The organism is Corynebacterium humireducens NBRC 106098 = DSM 45392, from assembly GCF_000819445.1.
Lineage (GTDB): Bacteria > Actinomycetota > Actinomycetes > Mycobacteriales > Mycobacteriaceae > Corynebacterium > Corynebacterium humireducens.
In genome coordinates this window covers 664917-691431 of the sequence record NZ_CP005286.1, presented here as the reverse complement: position 1 = coordinate 691431, position 26515 = coordinate 664917, and the positions used below count along the sequence as shown (strand labels likewise).

Sequence of the window (26515 nt, the reverse complement as noted above, 5' to 3'; positions counted from 1 at the left end):
GACAGCCTGCTAGGTGATCCACTGGGCCACACGCCCCGTAGTGAGCTCCATGTCGGGAATGATGAGGTTCGGCGAGAAAATGACGGCCTCACTTCCCACGTGCTGCTTGTGGGCCGTGTGTGCGATAGGGAAGCGTGCACAGCGACCGTCACCGTAGAGGGCATCGGTAATTCGTGGGTCGTCATCGTAGGTGAGCATCCAGGGGCATGCTGACGACGCAAGATTCTGCGCCAGCTGGAGGTGGTCATTCTCATCGAATGCGTGCAGATAGAGCCCTTCGCCCTGGACGAGATAGGGAGGGTCTGCGTAGACGAAAAGATCATCCCCGTAATGGGAAACCGATTCTAGAAAGTGGATACCTTCCATCTGGGTGATGTGGATGCGATCACGCATCGCTGCGATCAGCTCCACGCGGGTGATGAGACCTTCGCGGTTGAAGCGCGCGTCGAGCTTCCACTTTCCCTCTTGATTAAGTCCTCCGATTGGACGGGCCCCCAGGATTCCTGACCTGTTGGTGCGGTTGAGGAAGAAGGTGGCGAACCCGAGCTCCAGGTCAGCGTGATCATCGGGGTGGAGGTAACGATCGCGCTGGATGTGCCACTGCTCGATCGTCAGTTCCGTGGATTCGATCAGCCTACAGAACTCGTCTGACTGCTCGGTGATGGAGCGCCAGAAAGCCGCGATGCCGGGGTTGAGATCGTTAAGGTGGATATGCTCAACGACATCATCTCGCAGCAACTTGAGCGCGGCTCCGGCGCCGCCAGCAAAGGGTTCGGCGTACCGAGCCGGTCGGCGGTCCTGGGCCGCGACAAGACGCTCCAGATAGGGGGCCAGGCGGGCTTTGCCACCAGGGTATCGGAGCGGAGACAGGTACCTCATGACTGCTGATTCTGCCTCAACTTTTCTCCCATAGACACCAGAAGCGGGGTCCATAGACTCGCCCGAGTATATACTTCATTCGGAGAATTGGAGAGCCTCCATGAATGAACTCCCAGCTGCAGAGCTTGGCCATTATCTTTGTTCGCCTCGCGGAGCAACTTTTGCAACTCTGTCCATTCTTCAACCTTCTTTGGGAGATTCTCCGCATCTGGGTCGACGAGCAGAATCACCTTACGCACCCTTGCCTCTATAGTCCCTCCAGAATTAGGTTTGTATTTCTCCAAGTACCACGCCGTCGTCAGATCAACAATTTGACGGATCAGGCCTGCGAGCACCTCATGATAGTCATCAACTGGCAGTTGCGATGTTTGGCGAATAAGATCCCCCAGCCGGTCGGGGAAAAAATCTGTCGGAACGCCACGAAAGATGTATCGCGCAGCCACTTTTCGACGCTTCTGCGACTGAGGAAGATCTGGGAAAAAGTCCCCCTGGCCTGAGTTAGTCGAAGGAGGGAGTTCTTGGGAATGGCTGGCTTTCCTCGGAGGTTCAGAGGTAGTGCGTATATTCGATGACTGCGGTTGAGCCGTGGAGCGATTGTTAGCCGACTCAGGCAGTGGCTGCTTCAGCTTGGGCGCCAAGTTCTTCGCGAAGAGTTCTGGCGTTTCTTCGAAGTACTTTTTGGCATCCTTGTTCAGGTTGAAAATCCGCGACCAAGAATCACCAGAGCTTGACTTTTCTCGCGCGAGATCTTCAATCAACCGTCTAACGAGAGGAAGGAGAGCATCCTTGGGGTACAATGGGATGATCGAACCATGCTCAAATGAAAGACCTAGATAATCCCGCACCAAGGGTTTCTTGATAACTCGCTGCAGGTTTGTGTACCGAGAAAGGCAGCTATTGAGCGACTCTTTGAGAGTGGAATCTTCAGGCCAAGTTTCCTGCACAAAGTCCACGAAAGCTAGCGTCACAGGACGTTTCGCCGGGTCCTCCTCAGCAGTAAACGATTCCTGCATTAAAGCATTCCATCGAGAGGTAGCCCGACCCCCTTGGCCGCTTTCGTGCTTGATCGCAATCCAGTGCCGCGCTTCGTTTCGTGATGAAACTTCGTGCACGAAGATTGTCTCTATGGGCGAATAACGCGAAGAGAGGACTGCCCTTTCCACCCGCTTACCGTACTTTTCTGCCAGCGCGGACGAGGAGTCCAGTACTGATGGGTCCCGCCACAACTTAAGTGCGGTTAAACGGCGGTTACCCTCGAGTACAACGAGTTTTCCGTTCTCCCGGGTAACGATGGGAAATTCACTTGGATTCAACTTCCCTTGAGAGACGATGTCTCGGAGCATGTCAATGCAAGATTTTCCGTGAAGCTCAAGCATGTGGAGCAGCGGATCGGAATAGTCGGTCAGCTGACTTCGATTGCGGGGATTTCGCTCATCAAGATGAAGATCATCAACCGCGACCGCCCTTGGCGGGGCGGCCTTAGGTGGCGGCAGCAACTTCGGCAGTCCGCTGTCCTCTTTACTCACGCCTTAGATCACGCCTTTCCTAGTCAACGCTCGAAGGTGCCCACATCATCCGAACTGGCCCAAATAGATCATAGGCCCGCGGGCGCTTAGATCTCGCCAGATCAGAGCGACTCTTTACACTTTCGCCGCACCGGGCCGCCCTGCGTGCCAGTCCTGGACGGCCTGGGCGTCCCAGAGTGGGATGCGGGGGTCGAGGTGGGCGACGGGGGGTGGGGGCATGTTCTTGCGGGCGTAGCTGCGCCAGGTGGCGTCGCTGATTCCGCAGTGGGCGGCACAGTCGGCGACTCGCCAGAGGGTGCGGCCGGTGTCGGCGTCAATGATGGTGGGCCTCACAGGGCCCTCCAGGTGCGATAGAGGTGGATGGACTCGGCGGCCAGGAGGGCGGTGAGCGGCAGGGCGATGGCGATGGCCAGGGGGGTGGGGCCGCGGGTGATGGCGATGGCGATGAGGGCGATGACGCCTGCGCTGGTAATGGCGTTCTTCATGGTTGTAGTGTGGGGATGTTCCCCGGGGCCTGATTCGAGCAGGCCCCGGGGTTCATTCCTTTTCTCCTTTCTTGGTTTCGATCTCTTTCATTCTGGCCTTGTGTTCCAGGATGATTTTGAGTGTTTCGTTGGCGGCTTTCCAGGCTGCGTATAGTCCGGCGATCCACCAGGGGATGTTGTCCATGTACCTCCTCTCTTAAGTTCTAATCACATTGTAGCACGCTACCGTGCTACATCGCAAGTGGTTCACCACGTCACCCCACACCCCTACCCTCCCCTGACATGGCAACCACACTCACCCTCCTGCTCATCACCACCCTCACCGTCGCCCGCCTCACCCGCCTGATCACCATCGACAAACTCGCCGAACCCCTCCGACGCTGGATCATCCGCTACAACGGCGACGACGGCTGGTGGACCTACCTCTTCCACTGCTCCTACTGCCTCAGCATCTGGATCGCCGCCGCCCTCACCCCCACCGCCTGGATCCTCGCCGACGCCACCCACCACCTCGCCGTACCCACCTGGTACGGCCTCCCCGCCACCGCCCTGGCCGTCGCCTACCTCGCCGCAATCCTCATCACCAAGGAGAACAACTAAATGTCCCGCGTCGCCCGCACCATCCCCAGCGAGCTCGCCTCCCCCAGCCTCACCGCCGCGGCCACCACCGTCGACACCACCACAACCACCAACCAGGTCACCGACACCACCGGCTGGAAGAAACAGGCCTGGGACGCCTACGACAAGGTCGGCGAACTCCGCTACGTCTGCCAACGCATCGCCAACAGCCTGTCCCGCGTCACCCTGTACGCCGCCGACATCGACCCCACCACCGGACGCCCCTCAACCTCCCCCACCGACAACCCCACCGCCGCCAGCATCGTCAACGACATCGCCGGCGGCCCCGCCGGACGTGCCGCCCTGATCTCCAAACTCGTCACCCACCTCACCGTCCCCGGCGAAGGCTGGATCGCCGTCATCAGCCGCAGCATCGACGGACAGGCCGTCGAAGAATGGCACGTCCTGTCCGCCGACGAAATCACCTCCCGCGGTGCTCGCATCACTCTCCGCCTCCAGGACGGCACCGACCACCCCTTCGACCCCACGACCGACATCCTCACCCGCATCCACCGCCCGCACCCGAAAAATAGCCGCGAATCCGACTCCCCCGTCCGCGCCGCCCTACCCACCCTCAACGAGATCACCCGCACCTCCCAGGCCATCGACGGCGCCGGTAAGTCCCGCCTGGCGGGCAACGGCATCCTCCTGCTGCCCTCTGAGATCAGCATGCCCGTCACCGAGGCACCCCAGCCCGACCCCGACGCCCCCGGCCTGCCTGCAGGAGCGCCCGTCACCGTCGAGAAGTCGGTCACCGCCCAGGACGTCATGGTCCAGCTGCAGCAGGTCATGACCACCGCGATCAGCGACCCGACCTCCGCCGCGGCGATGGTCCCGATCGTGCTCAAGGCCTCCGGTGAACACCTCGACAAGATCCGCCACATCCGCTTCGAGTCCGAGGTCACCGAAACGAACCTCAAGACCCGTGACTCAGCGATCCGCCGGCTGGCCCTGTCGCTGGACATTCCCCCGGAGTTGCTCACCGGCGTCGGCGGAACGAACCACTGGAACGCGTGGCTGGTCGACGAGGACGCCATCAACACCCACTTCGCCCCGCTGGCCACCCTCATCTGCGACGCCCTGACTGAGGCGATCCTGCGCCCCCTGCTGGCGCATGCCGGTATCGACGGCACCTTGTTCACCGTGTGGTTCGACCTTGCCGACCTGGCGCAGACCCCCAACCGTGGCGAGGATGCCGTCAACGCCTTCGACCGCGGGGCGATCAGCTCGACCGCCCTGCGCCAGGCCCTCGGCTTCGGTGACGACGACGCCCCAGCCGAGAACATGACCCGCGCGGAGCAACAGCAGCTGGCGGTCTCCCTCGTGAAGGGCGCTCCCAGTCTCCTGCCGATGCTCGCCCGCCTGTTGGGCATGGACGTAGACACCACGCAGCCACTGGCCCCGATCGGCACCAGCACCACCCCTGCCACCCCTACCCCTACCAAGGCGCCACCACGGAAGGACTAAACCCATGCCGGTGTTCCTTGATGACCCTTTCGACACCTGGACCCCGATCATCGACCAGGCGATCATGCACGCGATCAACACGTGGCTGCGCGCCATCGATGCCGAACTCCACCCGGTGATGCTGGCCGACGCCTCCGACGACTCCCTGCCGAACCTGGAGGCCCTACTGGCCGCCATCACCGCGTGGCACCTGGTCATCGACGACGAGGTGCTTCCTCTGCTGGTGGGGTTGACGGCCCGCCGGCTCATCGACATGTCCACTGCCCGTGGCATGACCTGGGAGCAGCTCGCGACAACACCCCCGTCCGGCGGGGCAGTCACTGACCTGGTGAATCGGGCGGTGGACGCTCTCACGCGTGCCGGGGTGCCCACGGTGGGGTTCGACCAGGTGTTGTGGGTTCCGTCCTGGGTGGACTTCATCGACGCGTACGCCCGGCAGACGGTCAACCTGGTGCAGGGCATGCCGGAGACTGCCTACCGTGACCTCGTCACGAAGCTGGCGTCCGCGACCCGGGAAGGCATGGCCCCGTGGGAGCGTGCACGCCTGGCCCGCGACTACCTCGACATCACCACCGAGGGCGGGTACGAGCAGTGGATGACCCGCGCACACCGGATCTCCCGCACCGAGACGAACCGGATCATCAACGCCGCTGATCTGCAGGCCGCCCGCACGGAGGCCACCACCACCGGGGAAGAGCTGCACAAGGTGTGGGTGTGTGGCATCGACACTCGTACCCGGGACTCGCATTTCGCCGCCGACGGCCAGCGCGTCCCCCTGGACGGCAAGTTCCTCATCGGCGGCCACGAAGCCGACTACCCCGGTGATCCGCATCTGCCACCGCACGAATCGATCAACTGCCGCTGCACCACGATCATCCTCACCTCTGACGAGCCCCTCCCGGATGAGTCGGACCGGCAGACCGAACGTGAACGCTCCGACGGCACGGTCCGCGACCCCCAGGCGGAGGTGCGGCGCCGCGCAGCTGACGGTGTCACCCGTGCCCGTGATAGTGAACCCCAGCCTGTGACCGCCGCCGTGAAGGAGACAACCCCCATGCGCACCACCTGGTCGGGCCTGCTGGCCCCCATCAACAAGCCCACCGGCGACGGCCGGATCATCGACCCGGACGCCACCATCGAGTTCCGCGAGTTCCCCATGCCGCTGCTGTTCCAGCGGGCTACCTCCGGTGGCCACGACACCGCGGTTGTCGTCGGCAAGATCAGCGCCGCCACCGTCGACGCCCATGCGATCCACGCCACCGGAGAACTGTTCGACACCCCTGACGGCATCGAGGCCCAGAACCTGCTGGCCGAGGGAGTGATCCGCCCGAGCGTGGACATGTGCGACATGGTCACCGAGTGGCAGATCCTCGACGCCGACGGCAACCCCGTCGACCCGGACGACGCGGACATCGAATGGTCCCCGGAGTTCACCGAGGTCATGCACGTCCGCGCATGCACCATCATGGCCGCCACCCTGGTGTCGAAGCCGGCGTTCGCGGAAGCCAAGATCACCATCGGCGACCAGGTTCCGGCCCCCGCGGACGCCGACGCCGAAACCGCCGCCCTGGTCGCTGCCGCCACCATCGTCGAGGACACCGCCCCAGCGGAAGCCTTCAGTGATCCCGGACTCCCCGGGCCGACCGCGCTGACCGTCACCGACGACGGGCACGTGTACGGGCACCTCGCCCTGTGGGGCACCGAGCATGTCGGCATGCCCGGCCGCGGTGTCACCCCACCGCACTCCCGCACCGACTACGCCCTGTTCCACGTCTCCACCGTGATCACCGACACCGGCCCCCTGCCCTGCGGTCGGCTCACCGTCGGCTGTGGGCACGCCGAACCGCGGTACACCGCCCCCGACGCCACCGCCCACTACGACCAGACCGGCACCTGCTGGGCCTACGTCCGGGCAGGTGAAGACGCCCACGGCATCTGGGTCGCGGGCATCATCAACCCCGACGCCGACGCCGCCACCGTCAGGGCCGGTGCCTCCGCCCCGTTGTCGGGCGACTGGCGCAACGTCGGCGGGAACCTCGAGCTCGTCGCTGCCCTGAGCGTCAACACCCCCGGGTTCCCCGTCCCGCGCAGCTTCTCCGCCACCCACGGGGAGGAACTCTCCCTGGTCGCCGCCGCCGTTGTTCCCCGCCGCACCCGCGACGACCGGCTTGCCGACGCCGTCGCCGAAGGGATCCGACGCCACGAACAGCGCCGCGCCACCGAAGCCGCCACCACCCAGCGGCAGACCCAGGCCCGGACCCTCGCCGCGCAGGTCCTGTCCTCCCAGGTTCAGCGGGAGCGACCGTGAGCTGCGGACTCTGCGGCTCGGCCCGCCCACCCCGCCGCTACAAGGTGACCCTCAACGACGGCAGCGAGCACCTGTTCCTCAGCGAGACCGAGGCCCGCATCTACGCCACCTCCCACGGTGGTGGCCGCATCGAACTGGTCACCTGACCGGCGCTGTCACCCCTCCCACCTACAACTCACCGTGAGCCCTCGGACAGGCCGGGGCCACCTCCGAACACACAGGAAGGACACGGGACGACATGCCCTTCGAGTTCCCCGACACCCTGCCCACCGACGCCGACGCCCTGGCCGACCTCCGAGCCAAGGCCGTGGAAGCCTTCAACGATGTCTACGACACCGACAAGGCCCCCACCGAAGAGGAGCTGGCACACATGCAGCGCCTCGTCGAAGGCATCAACACCATCGACACGGCCCTGTCTGATCAGGCCGCAGCCGACGAGCGTGCCACCAGCGCCGCCGACATGGCCGCCGCCCTCGCGGAGAAGGCAACCCCCGACAGCGACGACACCAGCGGCGACGACACCCAGAACGACAGCGTCGACACTCCCACCCTCGACACCCCGGAGGAGGCCACCCCCGGCGAGCCCTCCGACGAGGAGGAAGCCCAGGAGTCGGTCGCCGCATCCGGTTCCCGTACCCGCTTCTCCGCCGCGGCCGGCAGCACCAAGACCGATCTCCCGAAGCAGGAGCACGGCTTCCGGCTGACCACCAGCGCGAAGAACTACGAGACTGGTGTTGTCGACACCCTCCGTGTTGCTGAGGAGTTCGGCAACCTCGCCCAGGGGCGTGCCGCCCGTGTCATCGGCGCCGGTGGCCGCTCCGTGACGACCGTCGCCTACCTCGACCGCAACGCCCCGGCCGAGTTCACCGTCAGCGACGAGTCCGACGCTCTCGCAGTGCTCGAGAAGATTACTGACGAGTCCCGCCTCGACGGTGGCAGCCTCGTCGCCGCCGGTGGTTGGTGCGCCCCCTCCGAGACGATCTACGACTTCCTGCCGGTCGAGGCCCCCACCGGCCTGCTGTCCCTCCCGGAGCTGACCATCCGGCGCGGCGGTATCCGCTTCCCGAAGGAGCCCGACTTCGACAAGCTCTACGACGACATCGGCTTCCACCAGACCGAAGCACAGGCGCAGGCGAACACCGAAAAGAACTGCATCGAGATTCCCTGCGGCGAGTTCGAGGAGATCCGCCTCGACGTCGAGGGCGTGTGCATCACCTCCGGCATCCTGCAGGACAAGGCGTGGCCGGAGCAGACCAAGAAGTTCGTGGACGAGGCACTGCGTCTTCACCAGCACAAGGTGTCAGCCCGCCGGATCAAGACCGTCGTCGACGGCTCCACCGTCGTCGGAACTCTCACCGGCCCGATGTTCGGCACCGCCGGTGCTGTCCTGTCCGCCCTCGAACTGCAGGTCGCAGACATGCGCACCCGTCACCGCATTCCGCGTACCCGATCCGTGGAAGGCATCGCCCCCGAGTGGCTGCTGTCGGTCCTGCGTGCGGACCTCGCCTACCGCGACGAGGTGCTCCCCGCACAGGTCACCGACGAGCAGATCAAGGCGCACTTCCGCAACCTGGGCGCGAACCTGCAGTTCGTCGTCGACTGGCAGAACGACGTCATCGGCGCGAAGACCCCGGCCGTCGCCTGGCCGACTGAGGTGCAGGTCGTCCTGTACCCGGCCGGCACCTGGTGGTCCGCGACGGAGCCGGTCATCAACCTCGGCATCATCCACGACTCCACCCTCATCAAGCAGAACCGTCAGGTCCAGATGTTCACCGAGGACGGTGTGGCCGTTGGCAAGCGTGGCCCGGAGTCCCGACTGGTGACCATCCCGGTGGCCGTCAACGGTGAGGTCGGTGCCCGCTACACCGCCGCCGTTGCTCCCTAGTCCTGTCCGTATCCCAATGACGCCCGGGGTTCACCAGGGGCCCTCAGGCTCCGAGTGCGCCCCGGGCGTCACCCCATTTTTCTCCAGAGGAGCACCATGACCCTGCCCACCGTCCCGGTGACCGCCCCACCGGCTAATCCCCTGCCGCACGGCCTGTTCGACGCGGCCACGATCACCGATGAAGCACTGTCCCGCCACATCGGCGGCATCACCCTCACCTCTCCCAACCAGGGTGGGCACGGCCACTGGCCGACTGTCTGCCCCACCCCGGACGACACCCCGGACAAGACCGGCCAGCGCCCCACCCCGGAGGACTTCGCCTCCACCATCGTGTGGGCCGTTGACGAGTGCAAGACGGTGGGTATCACCGATGAGGAAGCTCAGGCTCGCGCCGCGCATCTCCTGCGTCTCACCGCCCCGGTCGACGTCGAGAAGTTCGCTGCCGAGCAACTCCTCACGATCACCCCGGCAACAGCTGTGTCCAGCGTCGCGGACGCGCTCGAGGTCATCGAGGACGCCCTCGGTGAGGCTGGCTACCCCGGTGTGGTGCATGCCCGCCGCGGGCTGATCGCTCAGATCGACTCGCGCCTGATCGTCCGCCAGGGCGGTGTTCTGTACACCCCCGGTGGGCACCGGTGGGTGTTCGGTTCCGGCTACGGCGCCCTCGAGAACACGCTCGTTGCCACTGGCCCGGTCATGATCCGCCGTGGGTCGGTGGTCACCGGCATGAGCTTCGACCGAGTGACCAACACTCGCGCTGCCCTGGCAGAGCGCGTCATCACCGTGGGGTGGGAGTCACCCACTCTCGCTGTCCCCGTCAACCGTTAGGAGAAACACTGTGTCCACCCCCCGCAAGACCACGGCCCGTAAGGCCACCCCGGAGAAGGAGCCCGCGGAGACCCCCGCTGACGACATCTTCCCAGAGGATCCCGCCACCGAGCAGGCGGCCGCCGACGGTGAACCTGCCAAAGACACCGCCGGAGACCCGGGCGAAGAAACACCCGGGCATGTCACCAGCGTGGACGGCGACACCGTGATCATCACCCCGATCGACCCGGCCGACACTCCCGTACTCGCCCGCCGGCTTCTCGACGCCGCCGACGACCCCGCCCAGGTCGCCACCGTCACCTCCCCCTCGGGGTGGCGCGTACCGGCGTCCGTTGCCACCACTGCAGGGCTCGCGTAGTCACCCCACCCGCCTACAACAAGGTGTGACGGCCCAGATGAGGCCGCGCCACCAACAACCCATCAGGAAGGACACCCCATGGTTGCCACCGGAATCGTGCGCGGCAAGCGACTGCGCGCCACCCGCGTCGGACACTGCGGCCTGCCCATCGCCGGAGAGAAGTCCACCATCGTCACCAGCGGCTTCGTCACCGTCAGCATGACCAAGGCCATGCGAGACGCCGAAGACCTTGAACAGGCCAACGCCGACGGCCAGATCTGCATCGCCGACCGCACCCCACCGGAGCTCAAGTGGTACGAGTTCTCCGCCGAGTTCTGCGCCGTCGACCCTGAACTCCTGTCGTTCTTCACCGACGACGCCCTCGTCCTCGACTACGCCAACAAGCCCGTCGGCTTCCGCTCCTCCAAGCGGGTCAAGGTCAACGAAGGTGCCGGCGTGGAGCTGTGGACCGGTGTCGGCGCCGATGACTGTGTCCTGCCCACCGACGACAGTGTCCTGTCGGAGGCCACGGCCACGGCCCCGGCGTTCGGCTACTTCGTGCTCCCCTACATCAAGGAAGCCACGATGGGTGACTTCGAGATCGGTGCCAACGTCATGACGTTCACCATTTCCGGCATCACCGGTGCCGCCCCGATGTGGGGCAAGGGTCCGTACAACGTCGTCGCCCAGGACGCGCAGAACACCGCGGGTCGTCTGCTCAGCCCGTTCGGCGCGGACGAGCACCTGCATTTCGAACGCACCACGATCGCCCCGCCGGCGGTGACTGATGGTGCGGTGGAGCTGACGCTGCCGACGCCGTACTTCGCGGCTGTGGGTGGCGGGGAGGAAGCCGGCGGCTAGGTTCGCTGTCACCCCTCGCCGTTAGTTTCACGGCGTACCCCGAGGGAACGGACCGCGTCGAGGTGTTGGTGTGGTTCCGAATCCGGCGAGGTCCGCTTCTTCGGGGTACGCGTCATGGAGTGAGGTTCTTCCGAGGGAAGCGGCCACCGCCGGTGCTGATGGTGCTAGCGGTGGCCGCTTCTGCGTTCCCTGCTGCGTTGCTTGGCCCGAGCTGTCTACAGTGGTCCTATGATCGATTGGCCCCTCCGTGATCGCGTGCTGCGCGCGGTGTACGAACTCAACCACTCCTTTCCTAGCGTTTCCGCCATTGAGGCTCATTTGGGCGAAGATGCGGCTACACGCGAAGAAATCGACGCTGCAGTCGACTGGCTTGCACAGCAAGAACTCGTAGAAGGCCCCACTACGTGGGGCGGTGGATTAGTCCGCGTCAGCATTACCCCCCTCGGATCCAACTTCGTTGAGACCGGCACGTCAGTCGAAGAGCTCGCTCGAAATGCTGTTCAAGGAGCCATCATCAACGCCAACACCTTCAACAACCACGGCCCCTCCATCAACCAAGTCGGCAACCACAACACCGCCACCCAGCACATCGCCCACGAAGAGGACCTGACGAAGGTCGTCGAGATCCTCCGTCAGCACGGCGAGGAAACGAAGGCCGACGAGCTCGAGCAGGAAGCCGAGATCAACGGCGCCTTGTCCGCCATCCGGAAGGCCGGCGGCTGGATTGCAACTAACCTGATCGCCGCGCCAGTGGTTGCCCAGATCGCACCGATCGTATTCTCGGCGCTCGGTATGTAACTTCTTCCCCCGGTCTTCGTGGGTAGGAGCGTGGTCACCCCCGCGCGGCAGCATGAGCCCCATGACACCGACGCCCACACCACCGTCCTGGCCCGTGAACTGGGACCTCCTGCCACCTGTCACCGACGACAACCTTGACGATGTCACTGAGGCCGTCCGCGCGGCTATCGGGATCCTCTGGGCCCTGACCGGTCGCCGTTACGGTCTCACCAATGTTGAGGCACGCCCCTGCCCACCCGGTGCACCGCACCGGGGCATCCCCCTGTCCCCCGGCCTGGGATGGGTGCCGGTTCTCGACACCGGGATCAGCAGGAACGCACCTGTCTGCCAGGCAGTGGCCTGCGATCGGTCCGGCAGCATCCTCCTGCCCGGGCCTGTCCACACCATCCTGGGGTGGGTTGTGGATGGGCAGGAAATGCCAGACGGCACACTCAACCGCGACGGTGATCGCGTGTGGAGCAGGACCGGGACCTGGCCTCAGCAGGACCTGTCCCTGCCCACCACCGAGTACGGCACCTGGGGCATTCGCTACCAGCGTGGACTCCTGCCACCACCAGGTGCCGATGGAATGGTCGCCAACCTCGCCAAGGAGATCCTGGCCGCCACCAGCGGTGGGACATGCCGGCTGCCGCAACGCGCCACCCAGGTCCAGAGGCAGGGAGTGACCGTGCAGATGGTCGACCCGCAGGCAATCTACGACACCGGCTCCACCGGTATCACCGAAGTCGACCTGTGGATTCGGGCGCACAACCCGTACCGGCAGGCCCAGCCCAGTGTCGTGTGGTCCCCGGATCAGGAGGTGTGGTGACCTATGCGTGGAATCATCCCCGTCACCGGCCAGGTCATCGAAGCGCTCCGAGATCAGTTCGTGGACCCTGTGTCCCCACCGTTGGGTGGCGTCGTCCCGGAGGTCGAGCACCGCCCCGGCATGGACGTCGCCCTTGACGGGTTGTTCGTCGGTGACTGCCCCGGCCTGGTGTGGACGAACGTCATCCGGTTGTTCCGCACGGATCAGTTCCCCGCGGAGTCCGACACGATCGCCCCGTGCCGAGGGACGCCGGCGGCGATCATCCAGGTGGGTGCGGCCCGGTGTGTCGGCACCGTCGACGCGCAGGGCTACCCGCCTTCGGCTGAGCGGATGGAGCATGACGCCCTGGTCGGGTTGGACGATGCGGCGCGTCTTGAGCGTGCCCTGTGTCTTGCTGCGCGCCGACTCGAGGACAAGAACCTGATCCACTCCGCCACGTGGTCGGCAGCTGAACCCATCGGCCCGCAGGGTGGGGTGTTGGCGTGGGTGATGTCGCTGACTGTTCAGCTGGCGTAGTCACCAGTCGGCGCTACACACAGGGATGTACACCCACTGAGAGAGGAAGAGCATGTCCGACAACACCACCACCGACCTGAACGACACATCGAGGCCCACCACGGTCAAGAACCGCCCTACTCGAGTACGGACCCGTAAGGACACTGTGACGATTCGGGGGCGGATCTCCACCACGTTCCTGCGTGCAGGAGAGACAACCACCGTGACCCTCACTGACCACATCCGCTCCCTCCTCCAGGGCGGCTACGTCACCAAGGTCAAGGACTAACCGATGGCCTCCCGGTTCGAACTCGACGGAGGTGCACTGCGCGACCACCTGCGCGCCGAAGCAACCAAGCTGATTCGCACCGCCCAGCGCCGCACCCTCAACGCCGCCATCCACCGCTCCCCGCTCGACACCGGCCAACTGGAGAACTCTCACCGCGCAGGCAACATCATCGTCCAGGGGACCCGCGTCAGCGGTGAGGTCATCGCTGAGCAGGACTACGCCCTGGCCGTCCACGAGGGAACCCGCCCGCACGTCATCCGGCCTCGCCGCGTAAAGGCGCTCACATGGGGGAAGGGAGCGGGCCGGGTCTTCGCCCGGTCAGTGAACCACCCCGGCAGCAGGCCGCAGCCGTGGCTGCTGAACTCCGCCCGCGCGGAGGGCACGCGCCTCGGCTTCGAAGTCACCCCTGTTTCTTAGCCTCCCCACTATCCATCCCCGAGAAAGGAACCACGCCATGCACCAGCCTGACTCCAGCGTCGCTTTCGACGCCGACGCGAACCGGAACGATCCTGAGGACGTCGCCGCCATGCGCGCCCGGATTGCTGAGCTCGAAGCACGCCAGCACTCCCCCACTGAACCCGCCGTCGAGATCATCGACCCTGGCGCCCCTGACACGTCCGTTGAGGTGTCCAAGGTTCACGAGGCCACCGTCGCCGGCACGGTGTTCCAGTTCCACGTCCCGAAGCCGGCCGCGCTGATGGCCTTCGGCCTGGGCACCGCCAACCGTCGCAACGGTGAGCTGATGATGCGGACCATGCAGCAGTTCCTGTCATTCCACCTGCTGGAGGAGTCCTTCGACAGTCTTCTCGAGCGCATGTCCGACCCTGCCGACGAGTTCGGTGACGATGAGTTCGGCGACCTGATGAACCACGTCATCGACGTGGCAGCGGATAGTGCTGAGGCGAAGGCCCCGAAGAACGGTCCGCGCCGCTGATGCTCTTGCCGAGGTAGTGAGGTGACCGTCGAATGGGCAGGCCGATGGTGGGATCCGCAGGAGTTGCCCCCTACCGCCGCGGGGCACGTCGCCCGCCTCGCGTCATCCGACCCGGCGGACTACATGCCGTCCTGCGTGGCCGTCCTCGAATCCGCGGGTCTCGATACGGCAGCGGTGGTCGACGTCGTTGCCGACATGGACGGTGAGCCTGATGTTCTCGACCTGGTGGGCGCCGTCCTCGAGGTGGGTACTGCCCGGCCGTGGCGCTCGACCGTGGGGTTGTGCCGCACGACGGTCACCCAGTGGTCCACTATTCGCGGCCGTCTGATCGACAAGGGCATTCCCGACCCGTTGCGGTCCCTGCCGTCGCTGACGGCACTTCTCGACGTCGTGGAGGTGATGCTGCTGGACAGCATGGAGAAGCAGGAGGATCGGGAGCGTTTCCTTCGTGACCTGTACCGCCGGGATACCTCCACCGCGGGGCCTCCACCTGGGTGGGAAGACGGAGCCGAGCTCGACGGGCTATTCTAGGCCTCGGAACCCCGAAACTTGTTGCAGGATGTTGTATCTTGTTGCAAGACGTAGTGATTCTCGCGGTTTCTGGTGGCATAATCGAGGCACCATAGCCTGTGAGCTTGGTACTGAATCTGTCCTGTGAATTGCCAACAGCATGGTCTCGATAAGGAGGAGTGATGACCGATGAGCACACCAATCATGCCGAAGGCGACGGAGGGCCGTCGCGTGATCGCTCGCTCGAGCGACGGTCGAGTGATTCACGCGGCCCGAGTGCACGACCCGATGGAGAACGTGCAGAAGGCTTGGGGGCAGACGGGACGGTTCCTGCGAACAGCTATGGACACGCAGCGGAAGACCATGCGCTAGAAGGCGAACTGCTCGACCAGGCGGTAAGGGAAGAGATCGCTCATCAAGTGATGGCCGTGACTCGGATCGCCCCACTTCCTGAGCCTCGAGAACTTCTGGAGTACGACCAGATTGAACCGGGGCTGGCGAATCGCATTGTGGCGATGGCGGAGAAGTCGGCGGATGCAGCGAACGCAGCGACGCTTTCCAACGCTGAGGTCAACAATGCGCTGGCTTCTTCGATCCGGGAAGATGCCTATGCAGTTCGCCGAGGCCAGTGGATGTTCACTGTCTTGGCTGTCCTGTTTCTGTTGTCCGCTGTCGGCTTGGCACTGATCGGGAACACTCCATTCGCCATTGCGATGGGTGTTCTCGGCTTCCTCAGCGGTGCCGGCGTGCTGATCCGTCCGGTGAACCAAGCCCGGTGGAAGCCTGCCTCGAAGGAAGATGGCAGCGGCCGCGAGGAAGCGTGATTTCGCAGTTCACCGTCGACGACTTGCTTGTTTTCAGGTTCGCTGAGGAGAAGTGACCTGCGGGTATTCCGGTTTCATGTAGGAAAACGAGAGCTCCATTCACTACCGTGTGGCAGTCCGACTCAATTTCACTCCCGGGATCTGATTACCGCCAGCCACTCGTGGGCCCGTCTAACGCCGGTGTCTCCCCCGACAGGCTCGTGCTTGCGGTAACGATCGACCGCAGCCAAGTATCGCTCGAGGGCTGCCTTGGCCGAAGAAACATCCTGTTGATGCAGATAGATCGCTACCAGCCCCTGTGTCGGGGCAAATGGGATGCCCCAGCCCGCGATTTCTGAGCTTCGCTCCACAGCGTCACGCATCTCTTCGAGCAAGGTCTCTGAGCTTGCCAGGTCGCCTGCCGCCTGGAGTCGGTGACGTCCGTTAGCGTGGTGTATCTGTAACTGCCGGTGAGGACCCCATGGAAGATGTGGGCGACCACCGCAGTACCTTTCGAATCAACTCCTACATCTCCTCGAAAGGGACAACCCACGATGGCCGCTGGCCCCCATCATATCGACCCGACCACCTACCTCGACGACCTACTGTCTCAAGCCTCCCCGGACCTGATGAGACAGATGCTGCAGAATTTCATCAACCAGATCCTGTCCACCCAGGCCGACCAGATCTGCGGCGCCGATTACGCCACCACATCCGAGTCCCGCACCAACGTCCGCAACGGCTACCGCCACCGAGACCTCGACACCAGAGTCGGCACCATCGACGTCGCCGTGCCGAAACTACGCACCGGTTCCTTCTTCCCGGACTGGCTGCTGGAACGACGCACCCGGGCCGAACGGGCCCTGACCACCGTGATCGCCACCTGCTACCTCAAAGGCGTGTCGACCCGCAGGATGAACGACCTGGTCGCCAGCTTGGGGATCAACAATCTCTCGAAATCACAGGTCTCAGAGATGGCCAAAGATCTTGATCAGATGGTGGAGGATTTCCGGACCCGCCCGTTGGATTCTGGCCCGTATCTGTATGTTTCCTGCGACGCGTTGACCATGAAGGTCCGTGAAGGCGGGCGGGTGGTCAAGACCTCCGTCCTGCTGGCCACCGGCGTCAATGCCGAAGGCTATCGGGAACTACTCGGTATGCAGGTCGCCACCTCGGAGTCGGTGGCCTCCTGGACCGGTTTCTTCCGCGATCTCAAGGCCCGGGGCCTGGACCAGGTGTACCTGGTCACCAGCGACGCGCACCTGGGGATCCAGCACGCCATCGGCGAGGTGCTGCCCAACGCCTCCTGGCAGCGGTGCCGCACGCACTTCGCTAAGAACCTCTCCGGGCTGGTGCCCAAGACGCAGTGGCCGACGTTGTCGGCGATGTTTCAGACGATCTTCCAGCAACCCGATGCCCAGGCTGTGTGGGATCAGGCACGGGAGGTGGTGGGCTTCTGTGAGCAGAAGTTCCCGCATGTCGCGGACTACCTCGAGGAGTCCCTCGACGAGCTGCTGGCTTTCACCCACGCCCCGAAGGCGGTGTGGACGAAGGTGTGGTCGAACAACCCGACCGAAAGGCTCAACCGGGAGATCCGCCGGCGCACCGACGTCGTCGGGATCTTCCCCAACCGCGAGGCCGTGGTCCGCCTCGTGGGTGCCGTGTTGGCGGAGCAGCACGATGATTGGATCCAGCAGAAGCGCTACATGTCGCTGACGAGCCTGGAGCAGACGAAGGCGATGATGGCTGCCCACCTCATCGATGCCGGCGAAGCCACTCAGGAGGTCGCATGAGCCAGTCTCACCATCGGGCTCGTGCCGGTCCCTGACACCGTCATGCTGCTTGTTTTATCGAAAGGCAGATACACCACTCCCGCGGACTTGACCCCTGGAGTCGATCAAGTTCGTCCCACCACTCGTGCTGTGGACGCCCGCGAACATGCGCAGCCCGTTCGGCTCGCTCGAGAACATCTGCCTGATCGTCAAAGTCGTCGGGTGTGGTCATGCCGACAGCCTAATGCTGTCACCCTTGCTCGGCAGCATGTTGTTCATGACTCAGGTGGGTAAGGCATCAATCAAGTTCGAGGCTGATGTCGGCCAGGTCTCTGACGTGCTCGTCGAGAAGATGGAGCTGGCGCTGTCGAAGATCGACAAGATCCTCGACCGCCTTCCCACTGGCGTCGAGAAGCGTGCCCGGCAGGCGGGTGATGCCCTCGGGAAGCACGTCGAGGATGGCGCTGACCGCGCGGATCGGGCCGTTGATCAAGTCGGTAAGCGCGGTTTCCCTGCGGTGGAGAAGGCTGCACAGCGGGCTGGTGAGTCCGTGGCCACGGGCCTGGGTAGTGGGGCGCAGGCCGCGGCCCGGGTGACGGAGCGGGCGGCTGAGAGTGCGTCCCGGAGCTTGGGGACGGTCGGTACCGCTGGTGCGCGATCCGGTGAGCAGGCAGCCAGTGGCATGGCCTCCGGCATGCGGGGTGTGTCGAGTGCTGCGGATCAGGCCGCGCGCGGGGCGGGAAGCAGTCTGAGGGGGATTGCTGACCATGCGTCGCGGGCAGCGCAGGCCACGTCCACTGCGTTCCAGGGGATGAGTGGGCGGGTTCAGGGGGTGCTCAGTCAGGCGGCGTCTGCTGCGGGCCGTGCAGCGGGCAGTATCCGTACCCACCTGACCACCAGTTTTCATGGGGCGGAGCAGGCAGCCCTGCGGATCCCACCCGCGATCACGGGCATCGCCGGGGCTCTCGTGGCCGTCGCGGGGCCGATGGCGATGCTCAAAGGTGGGTTCGACCGGCTGATGGACATGCAGCGTGCCGAGATCATGTTCAAGAACATCGGATTGACCTCGGAGCAGACCGAAGCGCAGATGGCGAAGCTGTCGGACCAGGTGACCGGGACGAGTGTGTCGTTGTCGGACGCGGCGAAGTACTCGGCGATGTTCGCCCAGTCGGGTGTGAAGATGGGCACCCCGATGGATGACACGATCAAGGCGTTCACCAACCTGTCGGCCGCGGCCCAGGGGTCGGGCACGGATGTGGGTGCGGTGCTGCAGCAGATCAGCGCGGCCGGCCGCTTGATGGGTGGGGATGCGATGCAGCTGCAGCAGGCGGGCATCAACATCTACAACTACGTCGCCGAGTACATGGGTAAGAGCGTGGAGGAGGTCAAGAAGCTCGGTGAGGAAGGCAAGATCACGTTCGAGGACGTGATCGGGGCGATCAACGCCGGGATGGGTGACTTCGCGAAGGAGATGGGTGAGACCCTGCCGGCGAAGATGAGCAACTTCCAGACGGCGATCAAGAACCTTGGTGCGACGATTCTGGAGCCGTTCATCCCGGGGATGACTGCGGCGGTGGAGTTCGGTATCGCAGTGACCAAGGGGGCGGTGGCTCCGTTGAAGCGGCTGATCGGCTGGTTCGAGGAGGGTGGCCGGGCTGCTGAGGTGACTGCTGGTGTGGTTCAGGCTCTCGGGGCGGGGTTGGCGTTGGCGTTTACCCCGGGTGTTGTGGGGCTGGTCATGTCGCTGGGAGTCCACCTGAAGGCGTTGGGTGCTGCGGTGTGGGCGGCGACTGGCCCGGTGGGCATTGTCATCGGGTTGGTTGCTGCCCTGGTCGCGGGGTTCGTGATCCTGTGGAAGCGGTCGGAGGCGTTCCGGGGTTTCTGGATCGGGCTGTGGGAGTCGGTCAAGAGTGCTGCTGCGCCCGCGGTGGAATGGGTGCAGGACGCTCTGGACACCGTTGGTAAGGCGTGGGAGGAGCTGACGACGGCCCTGCGTGGTGGTGACAGTGGCTACGGGGCGCTGGAGCAGTTGATCGGTACCGGGGCAGCTCGGTTCATCATGGACACGATCACCACGGTCCAGGAGGGCTGGGAGAAGGCCGCCGGTGTGGTGTCCCAGGTCTGGGACGTGATGCGGGGGGTGTTCGAGGCTACGGGGTCGGCCGTGTGGTCTGCCCTGGGGTCGGTGGCCGGTGCGTTGTGGTCCGTGTTCCAGTCCCTTGCCCAGGTCGTCGGCGCGGTCGTGAAGACCGTGTGGGAGGTGGTGAAGGCACTGGCCCCGGTTCTGCTACCGATCTTGAAGGTGCTCGGCGCTGTGATCGGTGGGGTCGTGCTGGCCGCTCTTGGTCTGTTCATCGGGGCGCTGCTGGCGGTCGCCAAGGTCGTGGAGGTCGTGGCGAAGGTCATCGGGTGGCTGGCGGAGAACGTCCTGGCCCCGCTGATCGGTGTCATCGCGGATGTGGTGTCGTGGCTGGTGGAGAAGCTGGCCGGGGCGTTCGTCGCGGTGGTCGACGCGGTACGAGACGCGGCGCAGTGGGTTCGGGACGCCTGGACCGGCATGGTCGAGGGGCTGCGCGCGGGCTGGGATGCCTACGGTCAGCCCGTTATCGACGCTGTGGTCGCGGTGTTCGGGGGTCTGTGGACGGGTGTGTCCTGGTACCTCCGCTACCTTGCTGGCCTGTGGAACGTCGTCGTGGTGGGTCTGGGCCTGGCGTGGGCGAACTACGGCCAGCCGGTCGTGGACTGGGTCGTCGAGAAGTTCGCGTGGCTGAGTGATCGGGTCCGTGCCGGCCTGGACTGGGTCGCGGAGAAGTGGAACGAGGTGACTGCCTGGCTGGGTGTCCAGTGGGCCTCCTATGGGCAACCAGTCGTCGACGCGGTGGTCGGCGGGTTCGTCTGGCTTCGGGACCGGGTGGTGGCGATGCTCACCGTCGTCATCGGCTGGTTCACTACCACTGGCCGCGCGGCTGTCGGCCTATGGCAGGAGTACGTCGCCCCGATGATCGACTGGGTGGTCAGCGGGTTCCAGCGACTGTCCGACACCATCAAGGGGTGGAAGGACAACGTCGTCGCCTGGTTCCGTGACGCCGGGTCATGGCTGTACAACGCTGGTGCGGACATCGTCAACGGTCTGATCTCTGGTGTGAAGTCGAAGGCCGGGGCCATGCGGGATGCGTTCCTGTCCGTCGTGCCGGGGTGGGCGAAGGACGCGTTCAAGGAGGGCATGGGCATCGCCTCACCGTCGAGGGTGTTCGCGGAGTACGGCCGGAACATCGGTGAAGGCCTGATCGAGGGTATCGGCGGAATGCAGGCGGCGGTCAGTGCTGCTGCCGGCGGGCTCGTGGACGCTGCCACTCCGACGGGTGGCCTGTCGCCGGCGGTGGTGCCGACGGTGGCGGCCGCACCGGATGGTGGGGCGTGGGAGTCGATGACCGCCGCGGTGGTCGCGGCGACCGACGACACGCTGTCCCCTGCTCTGGTGGGCCTGCAGCAGACCATGGCCGACACGGCGACCACGACGGTGGATCAGGCCGCGGGGGTGATCACCCCGGCGTGGGCGGACATGGCCGCTGGTGTGGCTACGGCCCAGGGCAGGATCATCGCCCCGGCTCTGGCCGGGGTGCAGCAGAACATGGCGGCGACCGCCGCGGCTGTGGCCACCGCCACCGGGTCGCAGATCACCCCGGCGTGGGCGAGCATGGCGTCGGGCATCATGCAGGCGAAGGTGTCGACGATTGATCCGGCGTTCGCAGGAATCCGCGGCGGCCTGTCCACCGTGGTGGGGGCTTTCGCCAACGGTGCGAACGCGGTGGGCCAGCACATGAGCCGCATGCGTGACCTGACGGCCACGCCGGTGCGGTTCACGATCACGTCGATCTTCAACGACGGTGTCGTCGGGATGTGGAACAGCGTGGCTGACCTGCTGGGCACCTCGAAGATGTCCCCCTACCCTGTGCGGTTCAACCGTGGTGGTGTGTACGACGTGCTGCCGGGATACACCCCGGGCAAGGACGTCTATCGGTTTATCAACCCCGCCACCGGTGCTGCGGTCGACCTGTCCGGTGGTGAGGCGATCATGCGTCCGGAAGTCACCCGCGCGCTGGGCACGCACGAGATCGACGGGCTGAATGCCGCTGCCCGCCTGGGTGGTGTCAAGGGCGTCGAGAAGTACCTCGGCAGGTTCGCCGGCGGTGGCGTCGTCCCCTCCATCACCGCCCTGGTGCGCCGCTTCTTCCCCGGCATGAGCATCACCTCCACCTACCGCAACACCCCGGACCTGCACGGCGCGGGCATGGCCGTGGACTTCTCCGACGGATATGACACGACCCCGGGCATGCAGGCCGCCGCGAGGTTCTTCCACCAGAACTACGGGCGGATGCTGGCCGAGCTCATCCACTACCCACTGCGGGGCTGGCAGAACATCAAGAACGGCCGCCCCCTGAACTACGGGCCGGCCACGAACGCGCAGCACCGCAACCACGTGCACGTCGCCAGCCGTGTTCCCCTGCCCGCCCCGGGGAACGTGACCAGCAGCTTCGACGGCGCGGGATGGGATGTCGACATGGACTGGATGTCCATGTTCGCCGGTGACGCCGAGAAGAAGCTCACCGACGCGATCAAGAACGCCCCGAAGGGTGGTGGCCTTGTGGACCAGTGGCCGCCGAAGATCGGTGACAAGCTGCACAACGCGGTGCGGAAGAAGGCCGAGGAGGAGTTCGAGAAGTCGTTCTCCATGACCGGCGGGGGCGGCAACGTGGAGCAGTGGGCGCCGATGGTGTCGGCGCTGCTGCGCTTGTACGGGCACCCCGCCTCCTGGCTGCAGAACACGCTGCGCCGCATGAATCAGGAGTCCGGTGGTGACCCCAGGGCGATCAACCTGTGGGACATCAACGCTATGCGGGGCGACCCGTCGAAGGGGCTGATGCAGGTCATCGGCTCGACGTTCGCCCGATGGCGTGACCTGCGGTTCCCGAACAACATCTGGGACCCCCGGGCGAACACTGCAGCGTCGATGCGGTACACCATGGCGACCTACGGCTCGTTGCCGGCCGGGTACGACCGGGCCGGGGGTTACCACCTCGGCGGGATCATGGGCGAAGGCCAGGGGTGGTTCCACAAGACGGCGTTCGAACCGGAGCGGGTGCTGTCCGCGCGGCAGACCGAGAGCTTCGAACGGTTGGTGGACTGGCTCGATGCCACCCCGGAGCCGGTGATCCGCCAGGGTAACGGCGGCACCGGCGGGCCCTACGGTGGCGGTGTCAGCAGGCAGGTGCACGTCACCCAGAACATCGTCACCCCGGACCCGAAGGCCGCGGCCGACGCGGTCGAGGACCGCCTGACCCGACTGCTCGTCTAGGAAGGAGACCCGGATGCATCGAGGGTGGCTACAGCTCGGTCAGACCGAGATCGCCAACACCGCCCGCACCGTGGCCTACATGCGCAACGGGGTGCGCAACACCAGCACGCAGATCGTCACCGATGACTCGTGGCCGATGTTGCCGTACTGGCTGGGTCGCACCACCAACTGGGTGCTGCCGGAGGTGGACGAGGACTGCCCGTGGTACGACCGCACCGACAGTGCCAGCGCCGAGTTCGCCGGCGTGTGGCCGCTGCGGGTCGACGGCCTGGACTCCACTCCCCTGGACCGGGAGGTGATCGAGGGGGCGGTCGCCGGTGGTGGGTTCGGCGTACTTCGGACTCCACCGCGGGAGATCGAGATCGAGGCCCTGGTCATCGGCGCGACGCCGGCGGGACTGGCCTACGGGTTGGGGTGGCTGGGGGCTGCCCTGCGGGGAGATACCTGCCAGGACGGTGGCCGCCCACGTAACCTACTGTTCCTCGAGTCGGCGCCGGCGTTCGACGCGCAGATGACCCCGTCGCAGGTGCAGGCGCTGGGGAACGCCCAGTCCCGGATGGTTGCCCAGGTCACCCAGACGGAGGGTCTGCGGGTGGAGGAGTCGTTCTCCCCGTGGACCGCAGAGGATCGTGGGGCGACGGTGGCGCGGGTGTCGTTCACGTTGACGGCGGGTGTGCCGTGGGTGTGGCGCACCCCGACGCGCCTGGTGTCGGGGCTGCAGCCGGCGGCCGGTGAACCGCTGTCGCTGCGGTTCGAGAACGTCGGCCCTGGTGGGGTGTTCGAGCAGTGCCAGCAGGATGTGGGCCTGTTGGTGGACCCGGCGGCGGCGCCGTTGGTGTCGTTGCCACGGCCGGTGAGTCCGGCGGCGACGGTGGGGATGCAGCCGTTGCTGTCGCGGCGGACACAGTGGACGTTGGATGCGGGGCGTCTGCCCCGGTGGGCGGAGGCGGTGCCGTCGGTGACGGTCACGACGGGCCCGCAGGCCGAGCGGGCAGTCCGGGTGCAGTGGGTGCAGGGTGTCGTGGCGTCAGAGTCGGACATCACCTGTGGCAGCCTGGGTGAGGCCATGATCGGGTACATCCCGCCGAACTCGTCGCTGACGCTCGATGCGGTGACCGGGGATGCCACCGTGGTGACGGCTGATGGGCTGCTTCTCGACGCCACCCCGGTGGTCACAGGCCGGTGGGGTGGGCCGTGGCGATCCCCTGTTCTGCGGTGCTCCCAGCCGTACACCCTGGTGATCGACACCCTGCAGAATGTGCACGATCAGGTGCGCGTCGACGTGGATGGGCTGGTGAGGCAGCCATGACCGTGCGAGGTGTCCTTGGTGCCGGGGAGTACTCGGTCACTCTCCGGGAGGCGTGGTCGGGGCGGGTGCTGTGGCAGACGACGGATCAGACGCAGCAGACGGTCACGTGGCGGCGGGAGCGGAACGCGACGACGCAGGCCACCGTGGTGGCGCTCATGCGGCCGGATGTGGCGCACCGCCTGGAACCGTGGGTGCATCTGATGAGCGTGTACCGCAACGACCTGCTCGTGTGGCACGGCGTGGTCATGACGACCCGGGTGTCAGGCACCAGGGCGGAGATCACCGCCGCGGACGGAAGTGTCCTGTTCTCCCGGCGTCGGGTGCCGCACAACCGGACGTGGGCGCAGCACGATGCCACCCAGGTGATGCGGACGATGGTCGAGGATGCGTGCGGGTACGCCGATGTCACCGGACTGGTGGAGGCGATCACCGCGAGGGAGTCGCGCCTGTGGGTCACCGCGGGGTGGACGGCGGCGGAGTGCATGCTCAGTGACGTCGTGGCACACCTGGAGGAGCTCGGCCTGGTGTGGTGTGTGAACGCCGGCCGCCTGCTCATCGGCCCGGTCGCCGCGGAGTACACGACAGCACAGGTCACGGACCATCACGTCGACGGGCAGATCACCGTGGTCAAGGACGGGTCGGAGGTGGTCACCGACGCTCTGGTCGTGGGCAAGGGGGTGTGGGGGCAGTACACCGTAGGGTCCACGCCGGTGGGGTTGGTGCAGTCGATCGAGAAGGCTGATGGGCTGGTGCGGGCGGAGGAGTGTGAGCAGCAGGCTGAGCGGGTGGTTCGGGATGCGAAGGTGGCGCCGCGGCGGGTGGAGGTGCCGTCGGGTTCCCGGTTGCTGCCGACGGCGCCGGTGACGATTGAGGAGCTGGTTCCTGGGGTGCGGGTGCCAGTGTCGACGCGGCAGACCGGTGTGGTGATCGGGTCGGTCATGCAGATCACCGAGGTGGAGGTCACGGCCGATGCCAGTGGTGAGGAGGTGTCGGTGACGTTCTCGGAGGTCAATGCGTCTGACGTGGTGGCTGAGTTGCCGGACCCGGCGGACCTGGACTGGCGGTCGCCGTATGAGAAGGAGTTGGCGGCGTCGCAGCACACGGGTACGGGGTCGGGTGCGGCTGGTGTGGAGGGGCAGGACGAGGTGGCTGTTCCCCCGGTGTAGCGCCCAGATTGTCCCCATGTTTGTGAACAATGTCACTCCCAGGGTGACAAATCGGCCAGAAAGGAACGACCACAGTGTCCCTACACACATCCCCGACCAGTGACGCCGAATGGGCCCGCCGCGTCGAGAAGCGACTTACCGCGTTGGAGAACCCCCGCAGTATCCGCATGGGCAACTGGATGGTGTCGGTGTCACCCGTCACCGGTGATCTGGTGGCAGACCACATCCCCACCGGCCGGCGGGACACCCTCGCCGCAGCTGAGCCCCGCACCGTCGACAAGGAGTAGCCATGACGCAACCCACCCAGTTCACCACCAGCCAGTTCACCACCAACGGTGGGGTGCTCGGCCTGGACCGCTCCGCCATGTCCAGGGTGGTGGCACGGTCCACGGTGCAGTCCACCGGCGACGGCAACCACGGGGCACACGCCGCTGCCTCGGTGGTCCCGGAGGAGTCGTCGAACTCCCCTGCCCTCAAGACGATGATCGACCAGCGGGTGCACTGGAAGAACGACTACGGCGTGCCGGTGGTGGTGCAGACCCAGATTCAGCGGGCACGGCGCACCATGTACCTCTCTGCCCCTAACTTCGCGTTCATCCGTGAGCGCTACACCCACCGGGTTGGCGTTGACCAGCTCACGAACGTGCTGGCCCCGGAGCCGGACCCCACCAGCGTGTGGAACACCGAGTGGGGTGGTGGCATCGACATCGGAGTCGAAGGTCGTGAGGGTGGTGGCGTCTCACCCCGCTACGGCCAGTACCGGGCGTCGATGCCGGAGTCCTCGCTCATGCTTGAGCCGGTGCGCGTCGGGGTGGGTGAGTCGATTGATGTTCGGTTCCGGGCCGCGCTGATCACCCCGTACCGGTGGTGGAACCGGGACGGCTACGCCAACCCGGATCACTACGTCGCCCGGACGGAGGCGTTCTCGAACACGCTTCTGCTGTGGGCCTACCCGGAGGCTGTCTGACCGAAGGCGGTCACCGCCTATCGGCACCATGCAGGGCAAACACCCCCCAGTTGAGAGGACGGCCCCGGTCATGGGGACCTGACCCCTGTTTGGTAGACACCCGACAACCCGGCT

At 65.5% G+C, this 26515-nt stretch carries 28 protein-coding genes; 22 read left to right on the top strand and 6 right to left on the bottom strand.

Annotated elements, in window-relative coordinates:
- Nucleotides 1-9: 9 nt before the first annotated feature.
- From B842_RS03450 to B842_RS14050, 5 genes are all read right to left on the bottom strand, one after another.
- On the bottom strand, nucleotides 10-879 hold the full coding sequence (locus B842_RS03450) for a DNA adenine methylase (protein WP_040085203.1): 870 nt from the start codon (nucleotides 877-879) through the stop codon (nucleotides 10-12).
- Nucleotides 876-2405 (bottom strand): hypothetical protein, encoded by a 1530-nt coding sequence (locus B842_RS13620; RefSeq protein ID WP_156119422.1) that lies wholly within the window; start codon nucleotides 2403-2405, stop codon nucleotides 876-878. The genes B842_RS03450 and B842_RS13620 overlap by 4 nt, the downstream gene beginning before the upstream one ends.
- Nucleotides 2406-2519: 114 nt before the next feature.
- The gene (locus B842_RS03445; protein ID WP_040085201.1) at nucleotides 2520-2738 is read right to left on the bottom strand and encodes a helix-turn-helix transcriptional regulator; all 219 of its coding nucleotides are present in this window, start codon (nucleotides 2736-2738) and stop codon (nucleotides 2520-2522) included.
- Nucleotides 2735-2890 carry a hypothetical protein gene (locus tag B842_RS13615; RefSeq protein WP_156119421.1) on the bottom strand — a complete coding sequence of 52 codons (156 nt, stop codon included), beginning with the start codon at nucleotides 2888-2890 and terminating at the stop codon, nucleotides 2735-2737. The genes B842_RS03445 and B842_RS13615 overlap by 4 nt, the downstream gene beginning before the upstream one ends.
- A 52-nt stretch (nucleotides 2891-2942) precedes the next feature.
- Nucleotides 2943-3074, bottom strand: coding sequence for a hypothetical protein (locus B842_RS14050; RefSeq protein WP_281178881.1), 132 nt, complete (start codon nucleotides 3072-3074; stop codon nucleotides 2943-2945).
- A 98-nt stretch (nucleotides 3075-3172) separates the two neighbouring features.
- Between B842_RS14050 and B842_RS03440 the strand changes: the two genes are divergently transcribed.
- The 17 genes from B842_RS03440 (at nucleotide 3173) to B842_RS03365 (ending at nucleotide 17624) form a co-directional block, all read left to right on the top strand.
- Nucleotides 3173-3490, top strand: coding sequence for a hypothetical protein (locus tag B842_RS03440; RefSeq protein WP_052437715.1), 318 nt, complete (start codon nucleotides 3173-3175; stop codon nucleotides 3488-3490).
- Nucleotides 3491-4975, top strand: a complete 1485-nt coding sequence (locus tag B842_RS03435; RefSeq protein WP_052437714.1) for a phage portal protein — start codon at nucleotides 3491-3493, stop codon at nucleotides 4973-4975.
- Nucleotides 4976-4979: 4 nt separating this feature from the next.
- Nucleotides 4980-7283 carry a phage minor head protein gene (locus B842_RS13105; RefSeq protein ID WP_052437713.1) on the top strand — a complete coding sequence of 768 codons (2304 nt, stop codon included), beginning with the start codon at nucleotides 4980-4982 and terminating at the stop codon, nucleotides 7281-7283.
- Nucleotides 7280-7429 (top strand): hypothetical protein, encoded by a 150-nt coding sequence (locus tag B842_RS13610; RefSeq protein ID WP_156119420.1) that lies wholly within the window; start codon nucleotides 7280-7282, stop codon nucleotides 7427-7429. Before B842_RS13105 ends, B842_RS13610 begins: the two co-directional genes overlap by 4 nt.
- A 92-nt stretch (nucleotides 7430-7521) precedes the next feature.
- Nucleotides 7522-9168, top strand: a complete 1647-nt coding sequence (locus B842_RS13100) for a major capsid protein (protein ID WP_052437712.1) — start codon at nucleotides 7522-7524, stop codon at nucleotides 9166-9168.
- Between the two features lie 96 nt (nucleotides 9169-9264).
- On the top strand, nucleotides 9265-9996 hold the full coding sequence (locus B842_RS13095; protein WP_052437711.1) for a hypothetical protein: 732 nt from the start codon (nucleotides 9265-9267) through the stop codon (nucleotides 9994-9996).
- Nucleotides 9997-10006: 10 nt separating this feature from the next.
- Nucleotides 10007-10354, top strand: a complete 348-nt coding sequence (locus B842_RS03415; protein WP_040085199.1) for a hypothetical protein — start codon at nucleotides 10007-10009, stop codon at nucleotides 10352-10354.
- 78 nt (nucleotides 10355-10432) lie between these two features.
- On the top strand, nucleotides 10433-11194 hold the full coding sequence (locus B842_RS03410; RefSeq protein WP_052437710.1) for a hypothetical protein: 762 nt from the start codon (nucleotides 10433-10435) through the stop codon (nucleotides 11192-11194).
- A gap of 228 nt (nucleotides 11195-11422) precedes the next feature.
- Entirely contained in the window at nucleotides 11423-11992 is a 570-nt protein-coding gene (locus B842_RS03405; protein ID WP_040085198.1) for a hypothetical protein, read from the top strand.
- 94 nt (nucleotides 11993-12086) lie between these two features.
- The gene (locus tag B842_RS13090; RefSeq protein ID WP_156119419.1) at nucleotides 12087-12800 is read left to right on the top strand and encodes a hypothetical protein; all 714 of its coding nucleotides are present in this window, start codon (nucleotides 12087-12089) and stop codon (nucleotides 12798-12800) included.
- A gap of 3 nt (nucleotides 12801-12803) precedes the next feature.
- Nucleotides 12804-13316: a hypothetical protein gene (locus B842_RS03395; protein WP_052437708.1), complete on the top strand. Its 513-nt coding sequence runs from the start codon at nucleotides 12804-12806 to the stop codon at nucleotides 13314-13316.
- A 52-nt stretch (nucleotides 13317-13368) separates the two neighbouring features.
- Nucleotides 13369-13584, top strand: coding sequence for a hypothetical protein (locus B842_RS13605; RefSeq protein ID WP_156119418.1), 216 nt, complete (start codon nucleotides 13369-13371; stop codon nucleotides 13582-13584).
- A 3-nt stretch (nucleotides 13585-13587) separates the two neighbouring features.
- Nucleotides 13588-14001 (top strand): hypothetical protein, encoded by a 414-nt coding sequence (locus B842_RS03390; protein WP_082028352.1) that lies wholly within the window; start codon nucleotides 13588-13590, stop codon nucleotides 13999-14001.
- Nucleotides 14002-14038: 37 nt separating this feature from the next.
- The gene (locus B842_RS03385) at nucleotides 14039-14518 is read left to right on the top strand and encodes a hypothetical protein (RefSeq protein ID WP_040085196.1); all 480 of its coding nucleotides are present in this window, start codon (nucleotides 14039-14041) and stop codon (nucleotides 14516-14518) included.
- Between the two features lie 63 nt (nucleotides 14519-14581).
- Nucleotides 14582-15049 (top strand): DUF7240 domain-containing protein, encoded by a 468-nt coding sequence (locus B842_RS03380; RefSeq protein WP_156119417.1) that lies wholly within the window; start codon nucleotides 14582-14584, stop codon nucleotides 15047-15049.
- A 161-nt stretch (nucleotides 15050-15210) separates the two neighbouring features.
- A complete protein-coding gene (locus B842_RS13375) occupies nucleotides 15211-15852 on the top strand; it encodes a DUF2335 domain-containing protein (protein ID WP_082028351.1) in 642 nt (213 codons plus the stop codon).
- Nucleotides 15853-16385: 533 nt separating this feature from the next.
- Nucleotides 16386-17624 (top strand): IS256 family transposase, encoded by a 1239-nt coding sequence (locus tag B842_RS03365; protein ID WP_040084852.1) that lies wholly within the window; start codon nucleotides 16386-16388, stop codon nucleotides 17622-17624.
- Nucleotides 17625-17901: 277 nt separating this feature from the next.
- Here B842_RS03365 and B842_RS13600 read toward each other — a convergent pair whose 3' ends face one another.
- A complete protein-coding gene (locus B842_RS13600; RefSeq protein ID WP_156119416.1) occupies nucleotides 17902-18096 on the bottom strand; it encodes a hypothetical protein in 195 nt (64 codons plus the stop codon).
- 318 nt (nucleotides 18097-18414) lie between these two features.
- On the opposite strand from B842_RS13600, the gene B842_RS03360 reads away from it, so the two are divergent.
- The 5 genes from B842_RS03360 (at nucleotide 18415) to B842_RS03345 (ending at nucleotide 26401) form a co-directional block, all read left to right on the top strand.
- Nucleotides 18415-22959 carry a tape measure protein gene (locus B842_RS03360; RefSeq protein WP_156119415.1) on the top strand — a complete coding sequence of 1515 codons (4545 nt, stop codon included), beginning with the start codon at nucleotides 18415-18417 and terminating at the stop codon, nucleotides 22957-22959.
- 13 nt (nucleotides 22960-22972) lie between these two features.
- Nucleotides 22973-24268 carry a hypothetical protein gene (locus B842_RS03355; protein ID WP_040085188.1) on the top strand — a complete coding sequence of 432 codons (1296 nt, stop codon included), beginning with the start codon at nucleotides 22973-22975 and terminating at the stop codon, nucleotides 24266-24268.
- Nucleotides 24265-25434 carry a hypothetical protein gene (locus B842_RS03350; RefSeq protein ID WP_040085187.1) on the top strand — a complete coding sequence of 390 codons (1170 nt, stop codon included), beginning with the start codon at nucleotides 24265-24267 and terminating at the stop codon, nucleotides 25432-25434. The genes B842_RS03355 and B842_RS03350 overlap by 4 nt, the downstream gene beginning before the upstream one ends.
- A 74-nt stretch (nucleotides 25435-25508) precedes the next feature.
- Complete coding sequence (locus B842_RS13595; protein WP_156119414.1) at nucleotides 25509-25721, top strand: hypothetical protein; 213 nt, start codon at nucleotides 25509-25511, stop codon at nucleotides 25719-25721.
- Between the two features lie 2 nt (nucleotides 25722-25723).
- Nucleotides 25724-26401 carry a DUF7172 family protein gene (locus B842_RS03345; protein WP_040085186.1) on the top strand — a complete coding sequence of 226 codons (678 nt, stop codon included), beginning with the start codon at nucleotides 25724-25726 and terminating at the stop codon, nucleotides 26399-26401.
- Nucleotides 26402-26515 lie beyond the last annotated feature (114 nt).

Coding starts and splice junctions, on each gene's coding strand:
- B842_RS03450 (WP_040085203.1), bottom strand. CDS start 879: ATGAGGTACCTGTCTCCGCTCCGATACCCTGGTGGCAAAGCCCGCCTG.
- B842_RS13615 (WP_156119421.1), bottom strand. CDS start 2,890: ATGAAGAACGCCATTACCAGCGCAGGCGTCATCGCCCTCATCGCCATC.
- B842_RS14050 (WP_281178881.1), bottom strand. CDS start 3,074: ATGGACAACATCCCCTGGTGGATCGCCGGACTATACGCAGCCTGGAAA.
- B842_RS03440 (WP_052437715.1), top strand. CDS start 3,173: ATGGCAACCACACTCACCCTCCTGCTCATCACCACCCTCACCGTCGCC.
- B842_RS03435 (WP_052437714.1), top strand. CDS start 3,491: ATGTCCCGCGTCGCCCGCACCATCCCCAGCGAGCTCGCCTCCCCCAGC.
- B842_RS13105 (WP_052437713.1), top strand. CDS start 4,980: ATGCCGGTGTTCCTTGATGACCCTTTCGACACCTGGACCCCGATCATC.
- B842_RS13100 (WP_052437712.1), top strand. CDS start 7,522: ATGCCCTTCGAGTTCCCCGACACCCTGCCCACCGACGCCGACGCCCTG.
- B842_RS13095 (WP_052437711.1), top strand. CDS start 9,265: ATGACCCTGCCCACCGTCCCGGTGACCGCCCCACCGGCTAATCCCCTG.
- B842_RS03410 (WP_052437710.1), top strand. CDS start 10,433: ATGGTTGCCACCGGAATCGTGCGCGGCAAGCGACTGCGCGCCACCCGC.
- B842_RS03405 (WP_040085198.1), top strand. CDS start 11,423: ATGATCGATTGGCCCCTCCGTGATCGCGTGCTGCGCGCGGTGTACGAA.
- B842_RS03395 (WP_052437708.1), top strand. CDS start 12,804: ATGCGTGGAATCATCCCCGTCACCGGCCAGGTCATCGAAGCGCTCCGA.
- B842_RS13605 (WP_156119418.1), top strand. CDS start 13,369: ATGTCCGACAACACCACCACCGACCTGAACGACACATCGAGGCCCACC.
- B842_RS03390 (WP_082028352.1), top strand. CDS start 13,588: ATGGCCTCCCGGTTCGAACTCGACGGAGGTGCACTGCGCGACCACCTG.
- B842_RS03385 (WP_040085196.1), top strand. CDS start 14,039: ATGCACCAGCCTGACTCCAGCGTCGCTTTCGACGCCGACGCGAACCGG.
- B842_RS13375 (WP_082028351.1), top strand. CDS start 15,211: ATGACCGATGAGCACACCAATCATGCCGAAGGCGACGGAGGGCCGTCG.
- B842_RS03365 (WP_040084852.1), top strand. CDS start 16,386: ATGGCCGCTGGCCCCCATCATATCGACCCGACCACCTACCTCGACGAC.
- B842_RS03360 (WP_156119415.1), top strand. CDS start 18,415: ATGAGTGGGCGGGTTCAGGGGGTGCTCAGTCAGGCGGCGTCTGCTGCG.
- B842_RS03355 (WP_040085188.1), top strand. CDS start 22,973: ATGCATCGAGGGTGGCTACAGCTCGGTCAGACCGAGATCGCCAACACC.
- B842_RS03350 (WP_040085187.1), top strand. CDS start 24,265: ATGACCGTGCGAGGTGTCCTTGGTGCCGGGGAGTACTCGGTCACTCTC.
- B842_RS03345 (WP_040085186.1), top strand. CDS start 25,724: ATGACGCAACCCACCCAGTTCACCACCAGCCAGTTCACCACCAACGGT.